Below are 14,195 nucleotides of genomic sequence, written 5' to 3'. Positions count from 1 at the left end.
CGCGCCCGCGGCGGGGGTGCTGGCCGATCCGCTCGGGTGGCCCGAGCACACGGACGCCCCCCCGCTCGTGGTGGGCACGGGGGGCGGCGTTCGCGGCCGCGCGGCCGCGATCCCGCGCCCGCGGGCGTCGGGGCGGACGTAGTCGGAGTGCTCGACGACCCCGGCGTACGCGCACCGGTCGGAGATGTGCGACGCGGCTACCCAGCCCAGTACGGTGCCGTCGCCGACGCCGAGTGCCTCGCCCAGTGCGAGGGTCTCCGCGCCGCGTTCAGATGGGCCAGCACGATATTGCCGATGTCCTCGCCGGCCGCCCGGTCGAAGACCACGTGGAAGCCCACGTGCGGCGCGCAGGTTCGAAAGGGGCGCCCCGGCCCCGGCCGGGGGGGTGGCGTGCTCCTGAAGCTCCCGTGCCTCGACCACTCCCCTGGTGCCGAGGTTGATCGCCAGCATCGGCTCGGTCTGCGGGCCGATCCGCTTGAGGAAGGCGATGTACTCGGAGAGGCCGAAGCGGTTGTACCCGCCGGGCTAGCGGATGGTGGTCACACCCAGTTCGCGGATCAGGCCCAGGACCTACCCACGCAGGCCCGTCTCGTCCGCTGTGGGGCGGCCCGGTTCGTGGGCGCCCGTGTGGACGCACCGGCCGAGGTGCTCGACGCGGACAGACCGCAGGTGGGGTACGGCCGGTGGTCAAGAGAGACGTCCCGGACCCGGTCGGCCCGGGGCGGGACGGGCCGGGCCGGGCTACGCCGCCTTCGCCTCGATGAGGCCGAATCCGTAGGCCTGTCGATCGGTCGTACCGACAAGATCGTGAGTCCCGCACGGCCCGCGCAGTTCTTCGAAGTCCTTGCGCGTGCGTTCCCGGCCGCCCGCGCCGACGAGCATGTGGAGATCGCTCAGGTAGGTGAGGCCGACGGTCCGCGGGGCGACGACCTCGGGCAGCACGGGATCCACGATCAGCACCCGCCCCTCGGGGGCAGCACCTCGCGGCAGTGGCTCAGGATGGTCACCGCCAGGTCGTCGGACCAGTCGTGCAGCACGCTCTTGATCAGGTAGACGTCGGACCCCTCGGGCACCGACTTGAAGAAGCCCCCGGCCACCAGGGTGCATCCGCTCGTGAGGTCGTGCTCCCGCGGTCTCTCGAGGGCCTGGGCAAGTCCCTCCCCCGGGTCGTAGACGACTCCGCTCAGGGCCGGATGCGCGCGGAGCACCGCGGTCAGCAGTGTGCCGTCGCCACCGCCGACGTCGGTGACCTTCGTGAACCGGCCGAAGTCGAAGGCGTGCGGCCGCGCGGCGGCGGTCGCCGCGGTGCCGTGGCTCATCGCGGCGTTGAACTGCGCGGACAGCTCCGGGCGTTCCTTGATGTAGGAGAAGAAGTCCCTGCCGAAGAGCGTCTCGAACGTACTGGAACCGGTCCGTATGCCCTGCTCCAGGAGTTCCCAGGGGCGCAGGATCTCGGGGTCGGTGAGCATGCCCACCAGGGCCGCCATGGAGTCGGGGCGGCCCGTGTCGAGCAGTGTGCCCGCGGGCGTCGCCGCGAAGGAAGCCGGGGCCCGCTCGGCGAGGAGGCCCCGGCCGCCCCGGCCACCTCGGCGGCGTTCCTCGTCGCCGATCAGCCGGCCGGCGCGCGACCGGCTCTCACCGGCCGGCCGCGCGAGTGGAGTCAGGCCAACCGTCCGACTCACCGGCCACAGTGGGATATCCGGGCACAAGCGGCTGCCGGGTGCGGCCTGCCGAAGTCCAGCGCCCGGCCGCGGCGCTCGCAGCGCCAGGTAGACAGTACCGGCTCGATCAACTCCCGGCGGGCGTCGGGCAGATCACTCGGATACGCACGACGGTCGTCCATCCCCTGGCCATACCGCTGTCCCGGGGCGTGTGCCCAGGCGTGTGTTCGGCCTCACGGGGGCACGGACCGGCCGGATCACCAGGACAGGCGTACGAGGTCCGGGGTCAGGGCGGCCAGGTCGGGGGCGCCGAGGAGGGCCAGGGCCAGTTCGGTCTCCCGGTGCAGGGCGTTCAGGGCGGCGGTGACCCCCTCGGCGCCGGCCGCGGCCAGGCCCCAGACGTAGGGGCGCCCGATCGCCACGGCGTCCGCGCCGAGCGCCAGCGCCTTCACCACGTCGGTGCCCCGGCGGATGCCTCCGTCGATGAGGACCGGAACCCGGCCTGCCACGGCCTCGGCGACGGCGGGCAGGGTGACGAGCGGGGCGATCGCGGTGTCCAGGTTGCGGCCCCCGTGGTTGGACATCCAGACGCCGATTCCCGTCTCCGCGGCCCGGCGGGCGTCGTCGGGGCGCACGATGCCCTTGGCCAGGACCGGCAGCCCGGAGACCGAGCGCAGCCATGCGAGGTCGGACCAGCCGACGGCGGGGTCGATCCGCAGGTCGTGGATGGCGTGGTGGGCGGGGGCGGCCGCGTTCCGGGGCGGGGTCGCGGTGTGGCCGGTCAGGTTGGCGGGCGTGCCGTGGGAGGGGAGGGCGAATCCGTTGCGCAGGTCCCTCTCCCGAAGACCGGTCACCGGGGTGTCGACGGTGACGACGCAAGCGGTGGCGCCGGCCGCACGGGCCCGGAGCACCAGGTCCTCGGTGAGGGCCCGGTCCCTTTGAACGTAGAGCTGGAACCACCAGGGGGCAGTGGCGGCTGCGCCTACCTCCTCCAGCGTCAGCGTGGAAAAGGTGCTCACCGTGGTGAGGGTTCCCGCCGCGGCAGCGCCCCGCACGGTCGCCGCTTCCGCGTCGGGGTGGAACAGGCCGTGCGAAGCGGTCGGCGCGAGCAGGACGGGGGCGGGGAGTTCCGTGCCGTAGAGGGTGCGGCGGGTGTCCACGCCCGCCGTGCCGGTGAGGACCCGGGGCAGCAGAGCCAGCCGCTCGTACGCCTCGGCGTTCCAGCGCACGGTCCGTTCGTCCGCCGCGCCGCCCTGCAGGTAGTCGTAGGCGGGGGCGGGCAGTACGTCGCGGGCCGCGTCGTGGAAGTCGGCCAGGGTGATGCGCTGGGGGTGCGGTGAGGTGGCGGGGCGCGGCAGTGAGGTCGTCACAGTGCTCCCTGGTCTGCGGCGTGCACGCGCAGGTGGAAAGTGAGGCGGTTGATCGCCTCTCGGGCGGCGGCCAGCGCCTCGTCGGCGCTCGGTGCGATCGCGCGGGCGTGGGCGACGCGGGAGGTGGAGGATTGCAGGGTGTCGACGGTGGCGTCCGGCGGGGCCAGCAGCTGCACTTCGGTCACCCCGGGCATCGCGCGGGCCTCGTCCAGTCCCGTGGTCTCGGTGAGCACTCCGGGGGCGGGCAGCGCGGCGAACCAGATCGCCGAGCTGCGGGGAGTGCGCGGTGCGGCGAGGGCGGCGCGGATGCCGGGCAGGACCTTCTCGCCGAGGGTGTGGCGGATGAGGCAGTCGGCGATGTCGACGCCGGTCACGTCGTGGGCGAGGGCCGGGATCTCGTCGCCGCCCATGCGGACGTGCGTCTCGATCACATGCGGTCCGCTCTCGCCGAGGACGACTTCGGTGTGGGTGGCGCCGGACCTGATGCCGAGGGCGTCGAGGATCCGTTCCACGTAGGCGTGGATCTGCTTCTCCTGGGCGGGGGTGAGGGGTGCGGGGCTGACGTGGCCCAGTTCGACGAAGTTCAGCGGGTCGGAGTACTTGCGGGTGACCGCGACGATCTGGTGGTCGCCGTCCTCGGAGAACGCCTCGACGCTGAACTGCGGGCCCTCGTGGAACTGTTCCACCAGGACCGGCGTACCGTCGGCGTCCCCGGGTCCGCCGCCGGCGCGTGCGAAGGCGTCGGCGGCCTCCTCGGCGTCACGGGCCAGGGTGATGCCCGTGCTGAAGGAGCCGCTGCCCGGTTTCACGATGCAGGGGGTGTCGTGCGCGGCAAGGAACGCCCGCAGTTCCTCCACGTCGGAGACCTGGGCGCAGGCCGTGGTGTCGATGCCGGCTTCGCGCAGCCGGGCCCGCATGGCGTGTTTGTCGTAGACCAGAGCGGTGGTCTGCGGGGAGTGCGCGGCCAGGCCCAGCGCCTGGCCGACGAGTGCGCACTTGTCCTGGTCCCGCTCGCCGAAGGCCACGATCCGGGTGAATGGGTGCCGGGCGTGCACGGCCTCGGCGAACGCGATCCATTCGTCGTCCGGCGCGTCGGGGCTCACCCCGATGATCCGGGTGTGTTCCGTCGTCTCACGGAGTTTGGAGAGGTAGTCCAGTCGGCAGATGACGGTGGTGCGGGTGCCGGCCCGGGCGCGGCGCAGCCGGGTGGGCAGGTCTCGGCCGCTGCCGATGACCAGGACGTGCTCGGACATGAACGGTCGACCTCGCTGGGAGTAGCTGGCTGGGAGTGGGCGTACGGCGGTGGTCAGAGATGGGTGAGCCAGCCGTGGGGATCGGCCGTCCGGCCGTGGACCGCGTCCTGGAACGCCTGGCGCAGTCGCCGCGTGACCGGTCCGCTGCCCGCTTCGGTCACGGGGCGGTCGTCGACCGAGGCGATGGGGACGATCTCGGCGGCGGTACCGGTGAGGAACGCCTCGTCGGCTACGTAGAGTTCGCTGCGGGTCAGGCTCTGCTCCCGCACCTCGTGGCCGAGGTCACGGGCGAGGGTGATGGCGGTGTCCCTGGTGATGCCGGGCAGGATGTTGTCGCTGACCGGCGGGGTGGTGATCACTCCGTCGCGTACCGCGAAGACGTTGGCGGCGGACGCCTCGGCCACGTGGCCGCCGGGGGTGAGCATGAGGGCGTCGTCGTAGCCCGCACGGATCGCGGCGACCTTGGCGAGCGCGGAGTTGACGTACGCGCCGGTGGCCTTGGCCAGGGGCGGCACCGCGTGCACGCCGTTGCGCTGCCAGCTGCTGACCATCAGCCGGCAGCCCTCCTGCTCGGCCTTCTCCCCCAAGTACGAGCCCCAGGGCCAGGCCGCGATGGCGACCCTGGCGCTGTCCAGGCGCGGAGCGACGCCCATGGTGCCGTATTCGAGGTAGACGAGGGGGCGCAGGTAGCCGCTCTCCAGGCCGGTGCGGCGCAGCAGTTCGAGGCACGCCTCGGTGAGTTCGTCGACGCTGTGGCCGGGGTCCATCAGGTAGACGCGCGCCGAGTCGTGCAGCCGCTGGAGGTGTTCGCGCAGCCGGAAGACGGCCGGGCCCCGCTTGGTCGGGTAGGCGCGGATGCCTTCGTAGACGCCCCAGCCGTAGTGCAGGCTGGGGGTGAGGACGTGTACCTGTGCCTGGTCCCAGTGGACGAACTTGCCGTCCATCCAGATGTCGCTGGTGGGCGTGAGCTTCATCGTGCGGCTCCGTAAGCGGTGGATGAGGGCGGGAGGGTACGGGACGGGACCGGGGTGGCCGGGCTGCCGACGTGCTCCAGGCGGCGTTCGATGCTGCGGGACTGGAGGTCCAGCACCTCGCGGAAGACTTCGGCGTCCGGCCCGTGGAAGGCGAACCAGCCCCAGCGGGGTCGCAGCGCGCAGCCGCGCTGGAATTTGGCCTCGTAGGTGGCGAGTCCGTAGTGGATGCGGCGGATGCCGTTCTCCAGCGCCCAGCGGGTGGTCTCGTGGTAGGTGAGGGCGAGGTAGCAGCCGGAGGCCTCGGGGGCGAAGCCCACGGTGCGCAGGAAGAGGGCGTCGCCCGCCCTGAGGTACAGCGCGAAACCGAGCATGCGGTCCTCGTGGACGGCGCCGAGGACGACGCACGACTCGCCGATCTCCTCGCGCAGGGCGTCGAAGTCGCGGCGGACGCGCTCGTGTCCGCCGGGCAGTCCGTACTTCGCCCGGTGGGCCACCTGGAGGGCGGTCACCGTGTCGTCGAGGGCTTCCAGGCCGGTGGTGGCCACGGTGCGGAAGCCGCTGTTCTCGTAGGCGGTGACCTCTTTGCGCAGTCCTCTGCGGCGGCGGCTGCTGAGCCCGGCCACGTACTGCTCCCAGTCGTCGGCGCTCAACTCGTGCACGGCGTCGGCGCCGAGGAGCGTCGCGCGGTAGCCGGCACGGGTGGCTGCGGCGTCGACCCCCTCCGCCTCGGGCTCACCCACGTAGAGCAACGCCGTGCTGCGGCAGCCGAGTTGGTCCGCAATCTGCTGCAGGAGGGCGGGGAGCGCCGCCATGACCGACCGGCGCTGCTCCGGGGAGCGGCCGGGGGTGTGGGCCACGCCGTGATGGTTGCCGAAGGTGGCGCAGGCCAGGGAGGGGTAGTGGTCGGCGCGGTCCTGGGGCAGGGAGGCCGTGAGGTGCTCCCACTGTGCGCGCTCGGCCTCGTCGAGGAGTTCGGGCTCGGCCATGGGTGAGGCGGTGCCTGCCAGCCTCGGGGCGTCGTAGAAGAGCAGCCCGCCGCTCTTGTGGGTGACGAGCAGCGTGGCCAGGGCCACCGGCCGGTCCCCTTCGAGCACGTGAAGGCAGTACGTCTCGTGGAGGTCGGTCCGCGCGGTGAAGGCCAGCCAGCGGGGGTCGTCCCAGATCAGGCCGGAGCCGCCCTGCCCGGTGGCCAGGTGGTGGCCGGGCGGGAGCAGCCGGGCCGTGAACGAACCGTGGTGCGCGGTGGCCGCCGTCGTGGTCATCGCGCCCCTCCTCGGGTGCGGCCCGAGGTGGCCGGGACCGGCGTGGCGGGGAGCGGCGCGGGCGGGTCGGTGTCGTCCCTGCCGAAGTCGGGGTCGTCCCAGCCGAAGCCCGCGCCGACCAGTTGTGCGGTGGCGTCGAGTCTGCTGTCCAGGACGGCGGGGTCGGGGTCGGTGATCACCCAGGTGGCGAGGAAATCGCCGGACTTGCGCAGCCGGTAGCGCTCCCCGCTCCAGTCGTCGCCGATCCGGGTGTTGAGGACGAAGTCCGTCGTGCCGGGCGGCGGTTCGGGCAGCCGCAGGACCCGGCCGTGCTTCGGCGGGATGCCGCAGAAGGCGGCGCGGGGGGCGGTGCGCGCGTGGTCGCGTACGGCGTCGAGCGCGACGGGCAGCCCGCACTCGACGCGGGCCCACAGCTCTCGCGGGTCGGTTCCGAGGATGTGGCGGAGCATGGCGGGGATCGGTCCTCCGCCGATCCGGGCGGCCACTTCGCACAGCACGATCCGGCCGCTGTCGGTGACGAAGAACTCCGCGTGCGCGCAGAGGGTGTCCGGCGAGGGCAGCGCGTCGATCAGTCGCCACGTCTCCCGGACCAGGCGCTCGTGGAGCGGATCGGCGGGGTCGAGGTTGCGCGAGCCGAGCGGGGCGTCCTCCCAGTGGGTCAGGCACCCGGCGCCGGTGTACCGGGAGGCGACGGCCGCGACCGGCTCGCCCTCGGCCCGGAAGACGTCCACGTGGTGCAGGGTGCCGTCGATGAACTCCTCGACCTCGTACGAGCCGCCCGCCACCTGCTCGGCGAGTGCGTCCGCCTGGCCGGGTACGTCGAGCACGTGCACGCCCGTCGATCCGGAGCCGCTCCTCGGCTTGACCACGACTCGGCCGGGCCGGGCGGCCATGAAGTCCGTGATGTCGCCCACGGTGGCGACGGGCGCGAAGGCGGGGACGGGCAGGCCCGCGGCGCTCGCGTACTGCTTCATCAGGACCTTGTCGCGGTACGCGGCGGCCGCGGTGCTGTCGAGGCCGGGCAGGGCCAGCTCGCGGCGCAGCAGGGCGGCGCGCTCGACGTCGGCCTCGGCCAGCGCGAGTACGGCACGGGGACGGTGTCTGCGGGCGGCCTCACGGGCGGCGGTGAGCACGGCGTCGTCGTCGGTGTAGTCGGGGACGGTGACGACCTCCGTGAAGCCCTCGCCCACGGGGGCACCATCGGCGGTGACCGCGACGAGCCTGCCCGCCTCCTCCGGCAGCCACTGGGCGAATGGGAGCCCTGCCTGGCGGGGGCTGATCAGGACGAGGATCACGCGGACGCCTCCTCGGTCCCGGGGAGGCCGAGCCGCGCGGCGAGCTCGTCCAGGGCGCAGGCGGTGCCCGCGTCCAGGGGGATGCCGTGGGTCTCGCGGTGCCGCTCGTGGGCGCGTTGCGGGTCACCGGGAGCCAGCACGGGCCGGTCCGTCGCGGCGGTCGCGGTGCGCACCGTGGTCAGCAGATCCGTCAGCCCGGTGGCGAAGCTGTCCGCGCCGGTGAACGCGGCCGGGTCGAGGGCGAGTACGAGGTGTCCGATGCCGCGGCTCGCTCCGGCGCCGCCCTCACCGACCTGGGAGAGCCGCCAGTCGGGTGCGGTGCCGGTGAGTACGGCGCCGAGCAGGGTGACGGCCATGGCCAGGCCCTGCCCCTTGTATCCGCCAAGGGGCGAGAGCGCGTACGCCTCTTCGGGGTGCGTGGTGGGCCGCCCCGCGCTGTCGGTGGCCCAGCCGTCGTCCAGGCCGCGGCCTTCGGCTCTGCGCTGCTTCACCTCGCCGAAGCAGACCTGGCTGGTGGCCATGTCCAGGGCGAATTCCTCGTCGCCGCCGCCCGCGGCGACGCTGATGGGGTTGGTGCCGAACAGCGGCTCGACGCCCCCGTACGGTGCCACCCGGGAGGCGGCCGAGGTGACGGCGATGCCCACCAGGTCCGTTCGGGCCAGGGTGCGCGTGTAGACCGAAGCGGCCCCGAAGTGGTTGGAGTTGCGCACGCCGACGGCGGCCACCCCGTACCGGGCGGCCCGCTCCGCCGCGAGCCGTGCGGCCCTCAGTCCGGCAAGGACACCCAGCGAGCCGTCGGCGTCCAGGAGCAGTCCGGCGCCCCTGTCCCGCACAACGGTCGGCGCCGCCGCCGCGCGGGCCACTTCGGTGGACAGCTCGGTGAGGTACTGCGGGAGCAGGCGCAGGCCGTGCGTGTCGATGCCGCGCAGCGAGGTGGTGACCAGTGCGTCGGCCACCTGGTCGGCCTGCTCCGGGGACAGGTCCGCCGCGATGAGTGCCTCGCGGGCGAGTTCTCGTGCCTGTCGTGGGTGGATGGTGCGGCCCGTGGCGGGCGGCGCGGGCTCGGCTGGGGGTGTCCCGGCCGGGGCTTCGGTGGTCAACGGGTGCTCCTGTGCACGAAGTGGTGGGGACCGAGCCCGGGCAGGTCGAGGGGCCGGCCGAGGACGTCGAAACGGTGCTTGCGGTAGAAGCCGAGGGCCGCGTCGGGGACGTGGCCCCAGACCGTTTCGGCGCCGTCCAGGGCCGCGACGGTCAGGGCGGTGCGCAGGAGCGCACTGCCCGCACCCGTGCCGCGGACCTCGTCGAGGGTGGCCATGCCGTACAGGCGCCGGGCGCGGCCGGGGCGCGGGTCCGGCAGGTCGTGGCCGGCCGGTGGGTCCTCGGCGTACAGGGAGGCGGCGCCCACCGCGCGGCCCTGGAGCAGCGCCGCGAGGTGCCGGGTGGCGGGGTGTGCGTCCTGCGGGTGGCCTGCGCCCGGTGTGGCCGGTGCGGACTCCGGCACCTGACGGCGTACGAGGTGCGCACGCTCGGCCGGGACGTGGTGCACGTACCAGCCGTGGGCGGTGGCGTCCGGGAGGTATCCGGAGCCGGAGCGGTCGGGCAGCGCGACGTGGCCGGTGGCGTCGAGGCTGAGCCCGTGTCCGGTGTCCACCGCGAGCAGGTCGACCACGTCGACGTCGAGGTGGTCGACCAGACCGCCGAGATGGGCAGTGGCGGAGACGCCCGCGGCGGACTCGGGCATGCAGCCGAGCATGGTGATCAGGCCGCGTTCCCGTGCGGCCCGCAGCATGGCCAGGGCCGGGGTGAGGCCGCCCGCCTTCATCGGCTTGACGTTGATGCCGTGGAACGCGTGCGCGCAGGCGTCCAGGTCGGCCGGGGTGGTGATGCTCTCGTCGGCGATGACGGGGATCGGGCTGATCTCCTTGAGGCTGCGGGCGTCGTCCCAGGCCGCGCGGGGGTAGGGCTGTTCGATCAGCCGCACCCCCAGGTCGTGCAGGTGGGGCAGGGCGGGGACGAGCCGGTCCGGATTCCAGCCGCAGTTGCCGTCGATGAGGAAGGGTGCGTCGGTCCGGCGGCGCAGTTCGCGCAGGATGCCGAGGTCGCCGGGGTCCGCGAGCTTGACCTTGTACGCGCACCAGCCCGGCCGCTCGCGCAGCTTCCCGGCCATCGCCTCGGGGGTGTCGAGGCCGATGCTGTAACTGGAGCGCAGGTGCTGCGGCCGGTCCAGGCCCAGGGACTTCCACAGCGGGACGCCGAGCAGGCGGGCCCGCAGGTCGTGGAGGGCCGAGTCGAGGGCCGCGAGCACGAACGGGGAGTCGGGCAGCTCGGCGGCCAGCCGCCGCCAGACGGTGTCGGCGTCGCCGTCCGGCCCGCGGACGTCGAGCGTGGCCAGCAGGGGCGCCGTTCGCCGTAGGTCGGCGTGCATCCGTTCCAGGCCGGAGTTGTAGTGGTCCGTCATGAAACAGGACGCTTCGCCGTAGCCGGACACGCCGTCCTGCTCCGCCTCGACGATGACCGTGCACGTCATCGGGATGGCCTCCCGCGCGGAGCGCCAGAGGTGACGCTGGGTCAGGCTGGCCTCGTGCGCGGTGACCCTCACCGGCCACCCGCCTGTGGCGGCTGGGGCGCTTCGGGGTCCGGCTGCCCGGGGAACCAGGAGCCCAGCGCGGGGCGGAGGTCGTCGAACCACTCCGCCTCCGGGTCGTACCGCGCGAAGAACTGCCGCCCCACGAGCCGGGCATCACGGGCCTGGAGCAGCCGCAGCGAGAAGACCCGCTCCCCCGCGACGGTGGTCACCGAGTCCAGCAGGACCTTCCCCGGCGAGGCCGACATCACCGGGCCCCGGGCGGAACGGGCAAGGCCGGAGACGCCGCGGATGGCGTTGTTGTAGATGTCCAGCGCCTCGGCGAGCGGCACACCGAAGTAGCTGCGGGCGCCGGTGTCCCGCTCGACGAACATGTAGTACGGCACCACGCCGAGCTCCACGAGCCGCTGCCACATCCGCGACCAGGCGTCCGCGCGGTCGTTGACGTGAGCGATCAGCGGTGCCTGGGCGCGGATCACCGCACCGGTCGACCGCAGCCGGGCGATGGCCTCCCGCACCACGGGGGTCTCCAGCTCCCTCGGGTGGGAGAAGTGCGCCATCACCGCGACGTGCCGACCGGCCGCGACACAGCGTTCGAGCAGCCGCAGCAGATCGTCCGCGTCGGCGTCGCCGGTGAAGCGGGCCGGCCAGTAGGAGAGCGCCTTGGTCCCGAAGCGCAGGGTGCGCACGCTTTCCATGGCCGGGTCGAGCAGCGGCTCGATCCAGCGCTTCAGCACCGCGGTCTTCATGATCATGGGGTCGCCGCCGGTGAAGAGGACGTCGGTGACCTCGCGGTGGTTCGCCAGGTAGCCGGTGAGGTCCTCGGGTGAGCGCAGCGCCTGCCGGAGTTCGGCCACCCCTACGAACTGGGCCCAGCGGAAGCAGTAACCGCAGTACGCGTGGCAGGTCTGGCCCTGCGAGGGGAAGACCAGCAGGGTCTCGTCGTACTTGTGCTGGAGCCCGTCGAGCCTGCGTCCGTCCAGTGTCGGCACATTGGCCTCGAGCTGGTCGCCGGGGTGGGGGTTGAGCAGTTCCTGGGCGTCGGCGGCGGCCTTGCGCACGACCTCGCGCGGCGCCTGACTGTCATGGAGGGCCGCGATGTTGTCGAAGACGTCCGGCGGGAGCATGTCGCGGTGCGGGAAGGTGAGCCGGAAGATCGGGTCGTCGGGCGCCGCCGACCAGTCGATGAGCTGGTCGGCGACGTACTCGTTCACCTTGAAGGGCAGGACGGAGGAGACGACCCGCAGGTCGCGCAGGTACTCCTCGGACATCCCGCGGTCGCGAGCGAGCGCCGCCAGGCGTTCGTGGGAGTAGGTCTTCACACCAAATCCTCATGGGTCCTCGGTGGCGGGGCACCCGCCACCGGTCGCGTGCCGGGGCAGCGTCAGTGGGCGATGTGGGAGCGGGACCAGTCGAAGTCCACCTGGTCGGCCACGCCCATCTGCTCCACCAGCTTGTGCAGTCCGGTGTAGTCGCGGACCAGCCGCGCACGGCCCGCGTCCGCCTGGCAGTCCGCGAGCATCTCGTGCCCGCCGTCGATGTCGGCGAGGTCGACGATCCGGTGCCAGGTCGAGTAGTCGTTGGCCACGAAGGCGTCGAGACCCTCCATCAGCATGTCCAGGAAGTACCTGCGCCGGCGGGCGTCGAGGTGGTGGTAGACCATCTCGGCGAGCACGTGCGAGATGGACGCGTGACAGTACTCGTCGCGGTTGTGCAGCTTCGCGGTCGTGCTGTTGATCGGCTGGATCGTGGTGTCCTCGGCGAGCAGGTCGAGGTAGGCGTTGATGGAGATCTCCGAGACCGTCGCGAAGGCCAGCGTCGTCAGGGACTTCTCCCAGCGCTCTCCGGCCCGGTCCCGCAGTTCCTGATGGACGCGCGCGGTGTGGGAGAGCGGCAGCGCGTTGTCCGGCATGGTGCGCCCGCGCTTCCTGCGGGTCACCGCGCTCGCGTTGAGGTGCATGAGCGTGTGGTACTGCTCGTCGACCATCGCCTGGGCCAGCGACAGGTTGAGCGCCTCCCCGGTGAGGCCCGGGTACTCCCCCTCCATGACCAGCGCGAACGCGGGGTTGGCCACCTTCTGCTCGGCCATGACGGTGTGCCGGTTGTACGCGATCCACGCCCAGCTCAGCAGTTCGGCCCGCTTCTCCGGGTCCAGGCCACGGAAGGTCGGGTGGTCACGGAAGGGCAAGATCCGCTCGGGGTAGTCCGCGCGTGACAGGTCGAACAGTTCGTCGAGGTCGGGCTCGTCCCGCTTGACGGTGGCACGGCGGTGCCAGTTGCCGACGAGTCGGCGGATCACCGCGTTCTCCACCGGGTCGTTCGGGTCGAAGGTCGGGATGCCCTCGGGGAGCGGGGGTCCCGGCATCTCCTGCCCGACCGCGTCGTCGGGGCCGCCTTCAAGGATCGGGGTGTCGCTGTTCATCACATTCCTCACGGGGAGCGGTGCCGGCCGGCACCGCGGATGGTCGGGGCGTCCACCGCCGCGCTCAGGACTCCTGGAGCCAGTAGCGCGTCAGGTGGCGTCGCGCGTCGCTGTAGGAGGAGCGGGCGTGCAGCATCCGCTGGTTGTCCCAGACCAGGATCGAGTCCTCCGGAATGAGGACGGATACCTTGTTGTCCCGGAAGAACGCCTCGGCGCGCACGGCCAGTTCGCGTCCCAGGGAGCCCAACGGCAGTTCGTCGGCGGGTACGTCGGCGTCGACCGGAGGGTCGTAGTGGCCGGCTGTCAGCAGGTTGTAGCTGAACCGGACGATGTCACGGCCCTCGGGAGTGCTCTCCACCACGGGACTGCGCACTCCGGCGGTGCCGGTGCCACCGGTGTTGTGGCCCACCCAGTCGATGGCTTCGCCGTGCACCGTGCGACGCTCCTCCTCGCTGAGGGAGGCGATGAAGGCGTACGCGTCGGCGAGTTCGGTCTGTCCGCTGCCGCACCGGGCCTGGACCCGGCAGTGAAGAGCGAGGTAACGGGGCGGCGGGTTCCAGCCGGGTGCCTCGGTGTGCACGAGGATGGTGTTGGTGCTCTTGGAGTAGCGCCGGTCCTCGAAGCCGGGGGCGGCCTTCACCTGATAGCGCAGCTGCCCGTCGTACTGCGGTATGAGGGCGCCGAGATCCTGTAGGGCCGCGGCGGCCTGTTCGTCGGTGGTGATGCCGTCGAGCAGGGTGTAGCCCTGGTCGAGGAGTTCCTGGGTGCGCGGGGTGATGGCAGTCGTCATGGTCTGCGTTGCTCCATGTCGGTTCCTGTGATGGGGAGGCACGGGCCGGGCGCGGCGGCGCGCGAAGCCGCCGCCGCTCCGGGGGCGGGCTCAACTGAAGAATGGATGTGCGGCGCACGGCCGAGGTGGCGTGCTCGGCGAACACGTGCCGAGGCGCTGCGGGTGCCGGGCGACTCGGCGCCGGCCGGGGGAAGACCACTGCGGCCGGGGACGCGGCGGCACGTCACCGTGATCGGCGTGGGCCGGCGTCCGTGCGCGCCTCTCGCTCGTGCGGAGTGTCGCGGTAGCGGGCCGGAGCGTGGTCGCGTACGGCGAGGGCGCCGCGCTCAACCGGCCCGCGGGGCGGGGGTGGAGGGAGCGCCCGGGCTCAACTGCCCCAAGTCACATCGGCGCTGTGCATCACGTCCGGGGTGAGCTGGGACAGGTCGCCCGCCGGCAGGGTGGCGGTGGACGTGCTTTCGGAACGTACCTGGGCGAAGGCGTGAGCACTGTCCGGGGAGACCGCCTGAGCCATGAGGAGGGCGCCGAGCGCTATGCAGCCGGCTGCGACGGTCCTGAAAGTCGGGGTGAGTCTCACGGAACGG

The 14,195-nt window shown here is 72.7% G+C and carries 11 protein-coding genes and 4 pseudogenes; all 15 read right to left on the bottom strand.

What is annotated here, in order from left to right:
- Window positions 1–222: pseudogene (locus tag ACI2L3_RS13550) on the bottom strand (GNAT family N-acetyltransferase); the annotation flags it as partial.
- Between the two features lie 111 nt (window positions 223–333).
- A pseudogene (locus tag ACI2L3_RS13545) lies at window positions 334–669 on the bottom strand (alpha-N-arabinofuranosidase); the annotation flags it as partial.
- A 72-nt stretch (window positions 670–741) separates the two neighbouring features.
- A pseudogene (locus tag ACI2L3_RS13540) lies at window positions 742–1,469 on the bottom strand (methyltransferase).
- A gap of 254 nt (window positions 1,470–1,723) precedes the next feature.
- A pseudogene (locus ACI2L3_RS13535) lies at window positions 1,724–1,843 on the bottom strand (IS5/IS1182 family transposase); the annotation flags it as partial.
- Window positions 1,844–1,918: 75 nt separating this feature from the next.
- Entirely contained in the window at window positions 1,919–3,031 is a 1,113-nt protein-coding gene (locus tag ACI2L3_RS13530) for an alpha-hydroxy acid oxidase (RefSeq protein WP_404752489.1), read from the bottom strand.
- Window positions 3,028–4,284, bottom strand: a complete 1,257-nt coding sequence (locus tag ACI2L3_RS13525; RefSeq protein ID WP_404752488.1) for an ATP-grasp domain-containing protein — start codon at window positions 4,282–4,284, stop codon at window positions 3,028–3,030. The genes ACI2L3_RS13530 and ACI2L3_RS13525 overlap by 4 nt, the downstream gene beginning before the upstream one ends.
- A 53-nt stretch (window positions 4,285–4,337) precedes the next feature.
- Window positions 4,338–5,258 carry a branched-chain amino acid transaminase gene (locus ACI2L3_RS13520; RefSeq protein WP_404752487.1) on the bottom strand — a complete coding sequence of 307 codons (921 nt, stop codon included), beginning with the start codon at window positions 5,256–5,258 and terminating at the stop codon, window positions 4,338–4,340.
- Window positions 5,255–6,520, bottom strand: a complete 1,266-nt coding sequence (locus ACI2L3_RS13515; RefSeq protein ID WP_404752486.1) for a GNAT family N-acetyltransferase — start codon at window positions 6,518–6,520, stop codon at window positions 5,255–5,257. Before ACI2L3_RS13515 ends, ACI2L3_RS13520 begins: the two co-directional genes overlap by 4 nt.
- On the bottom strand, window positions 6,517–7,815 hold the full coding sequence (locus ACI2L3_RS13510) for an acetyl-CoA carboxylase biotin carboxylase subunit family protein (RefSeq protein ID WP_404752485.1): 1,299 nt from the start codon (window positions 7,813–7,815) through the stop codon (window positions 6,517–6,519). Before ACI2L3_RS13510 ends, ACI2L3_RS13515 begins: the two co-directional genes overlap by 4 nt.
- Window positions 7,812–8,915 (bottom strand): Ldh family oxidoreductase, encoded by a 1,104-nt coding sequence (locus tag ACI2L3_RS13505; protein WP_404752484.1) that lies wholly within the window; start codon window positions 8,913–8,915, stop codon window positions 7,812–7,814. Before ACI2L3_RS13505 ends, ACI2L3_RS13510 begins: the two co-directional genes overlap by 4 nt.
- Window positions 8,912–10,414 carry a GNAT family N-acetyltransferase gene (locus tag ACI2L3_RS13500; protein ID WP_404752483.1) on the bottom strand — a complete coding sequence of 501 codons (1,503 nt, stop codon included), beginning with the start codon at window positions 10,412–10,414 and terminating at the stop codon, window positions 8,912–8,914. Before ACI2L3_RS13500 ends, ACI2L3_RS13505 begins: the two co-directional genes overlap by 4 nt.
- Window positions 10,411–11,721: a KamA family radical SAM protein gene (locus ACI2L3_RS13495; protein ID WP_404752482.1), complete on the bottom strand. Its 1,311-nt coding sequence runs from the start codon at window positions 11,719–11,721 to the stop codon at window positions 10,411–10,413. The genes ACI2L3_RS13500 and ACI2L3_RS13495 overlap by 4 nt, the downstream gene beginning before the upstream one ends.
- 62 nt (window positions 11,722–11,783) lie before the next feature.
- Window positions 11,784–12,821 (bottom strand): diiron oxygenase, encoded by a 1,038-nt coding sequence (locus ACI2L3_RS13490; RefSeq protein WP_404752481.1) that lies wholly within the window; start codon window positions 12,819–12,821, stop codon window positions 11,784–11,786.
- A 64-nt stretch (window positions 12,822–12,885) separates the two neighbouring features.
- The gene (locus tag ACI2L3_RS13485) at window positions 12,886–13,611 is read right to left on the bottom strand and encodes a TauD/TfdA family dioxygenase (RefSeq protein ID WP_404752480.1); all 726 of its coding nucleotides are present in this window, start codon (window positions 13,609–13,611) and stop codon (window positions 12,886–12,888) included.
- A 367-nt stretch (window positions 13,612–13,978) separates the two neighbouring features.
- Window positions 13,979–14,188: a hypothetical protein gene (locus tag ACI2L3_RS13480; protein ID WP_404752479.1), complete on the bottom strand. Its 210-nt coding sequence runs from the start codon at window positions 14,186–14,188 to the stop codon at window positions 13,979–13,981.
- Window positions 14,189–14,195 lie beyond the last annotated feature (7 nt).

Source organism: Streptomyces sp. NPDC029674 (assembly GCF_044903205.1).
Taxonomy (GTDB): Bacteria; Actinomycetota; Actinomycetes; order Streptomycetales; family Streptomycetaceae; genus Streptomyces.
The sequence above is the reverse complement of the archived record's forward strand: the minus strand, read 5'-3'. Positions and strand labels throughout refer to the sequence as shown.

Excerpts from the sequence above, each read along its gene's own strand:
- ACI2L3_RS13490 (WP_404752481.1), bottom strand. The coding sequence starts at position 12,821 with ATGAACAGCGACACCCCGATCCTTGAAGGCGGCCCCGACGACGCGGTC.
- ACI2L3_RS13525 (WP_404752488.1), bottom strand. The coding sequence starts at position 4,284 with ATGTCCGAGCACGTCCTGGTCATCGGCAGCGGCCGAGACCTGCCCACC.
- ACI2L3_RS13515 (WP_404752486.1), bottom strand. The coding sequence starts at position 6,520 with ATGACCACGACGGCGGCCACCGCGCACCACGGTTCGTTCACGGCCCGG.
- ACI2L3_RS13485 (WP_404752480.1), bottom strand. The coding sequence starts at position 13,611 with ATGACGACTGCCATCACCCCGCGCACCCAGGAACTCCTCGACCAGGGC.
- ACI2L3_RS13520 (WP_404752487.1), bottom strand. The coding sequence starts at position 5,258 with ATGAAGCTCACGCCCACCAGCGACATCTGGATGGACGGCAAGTTCGTC.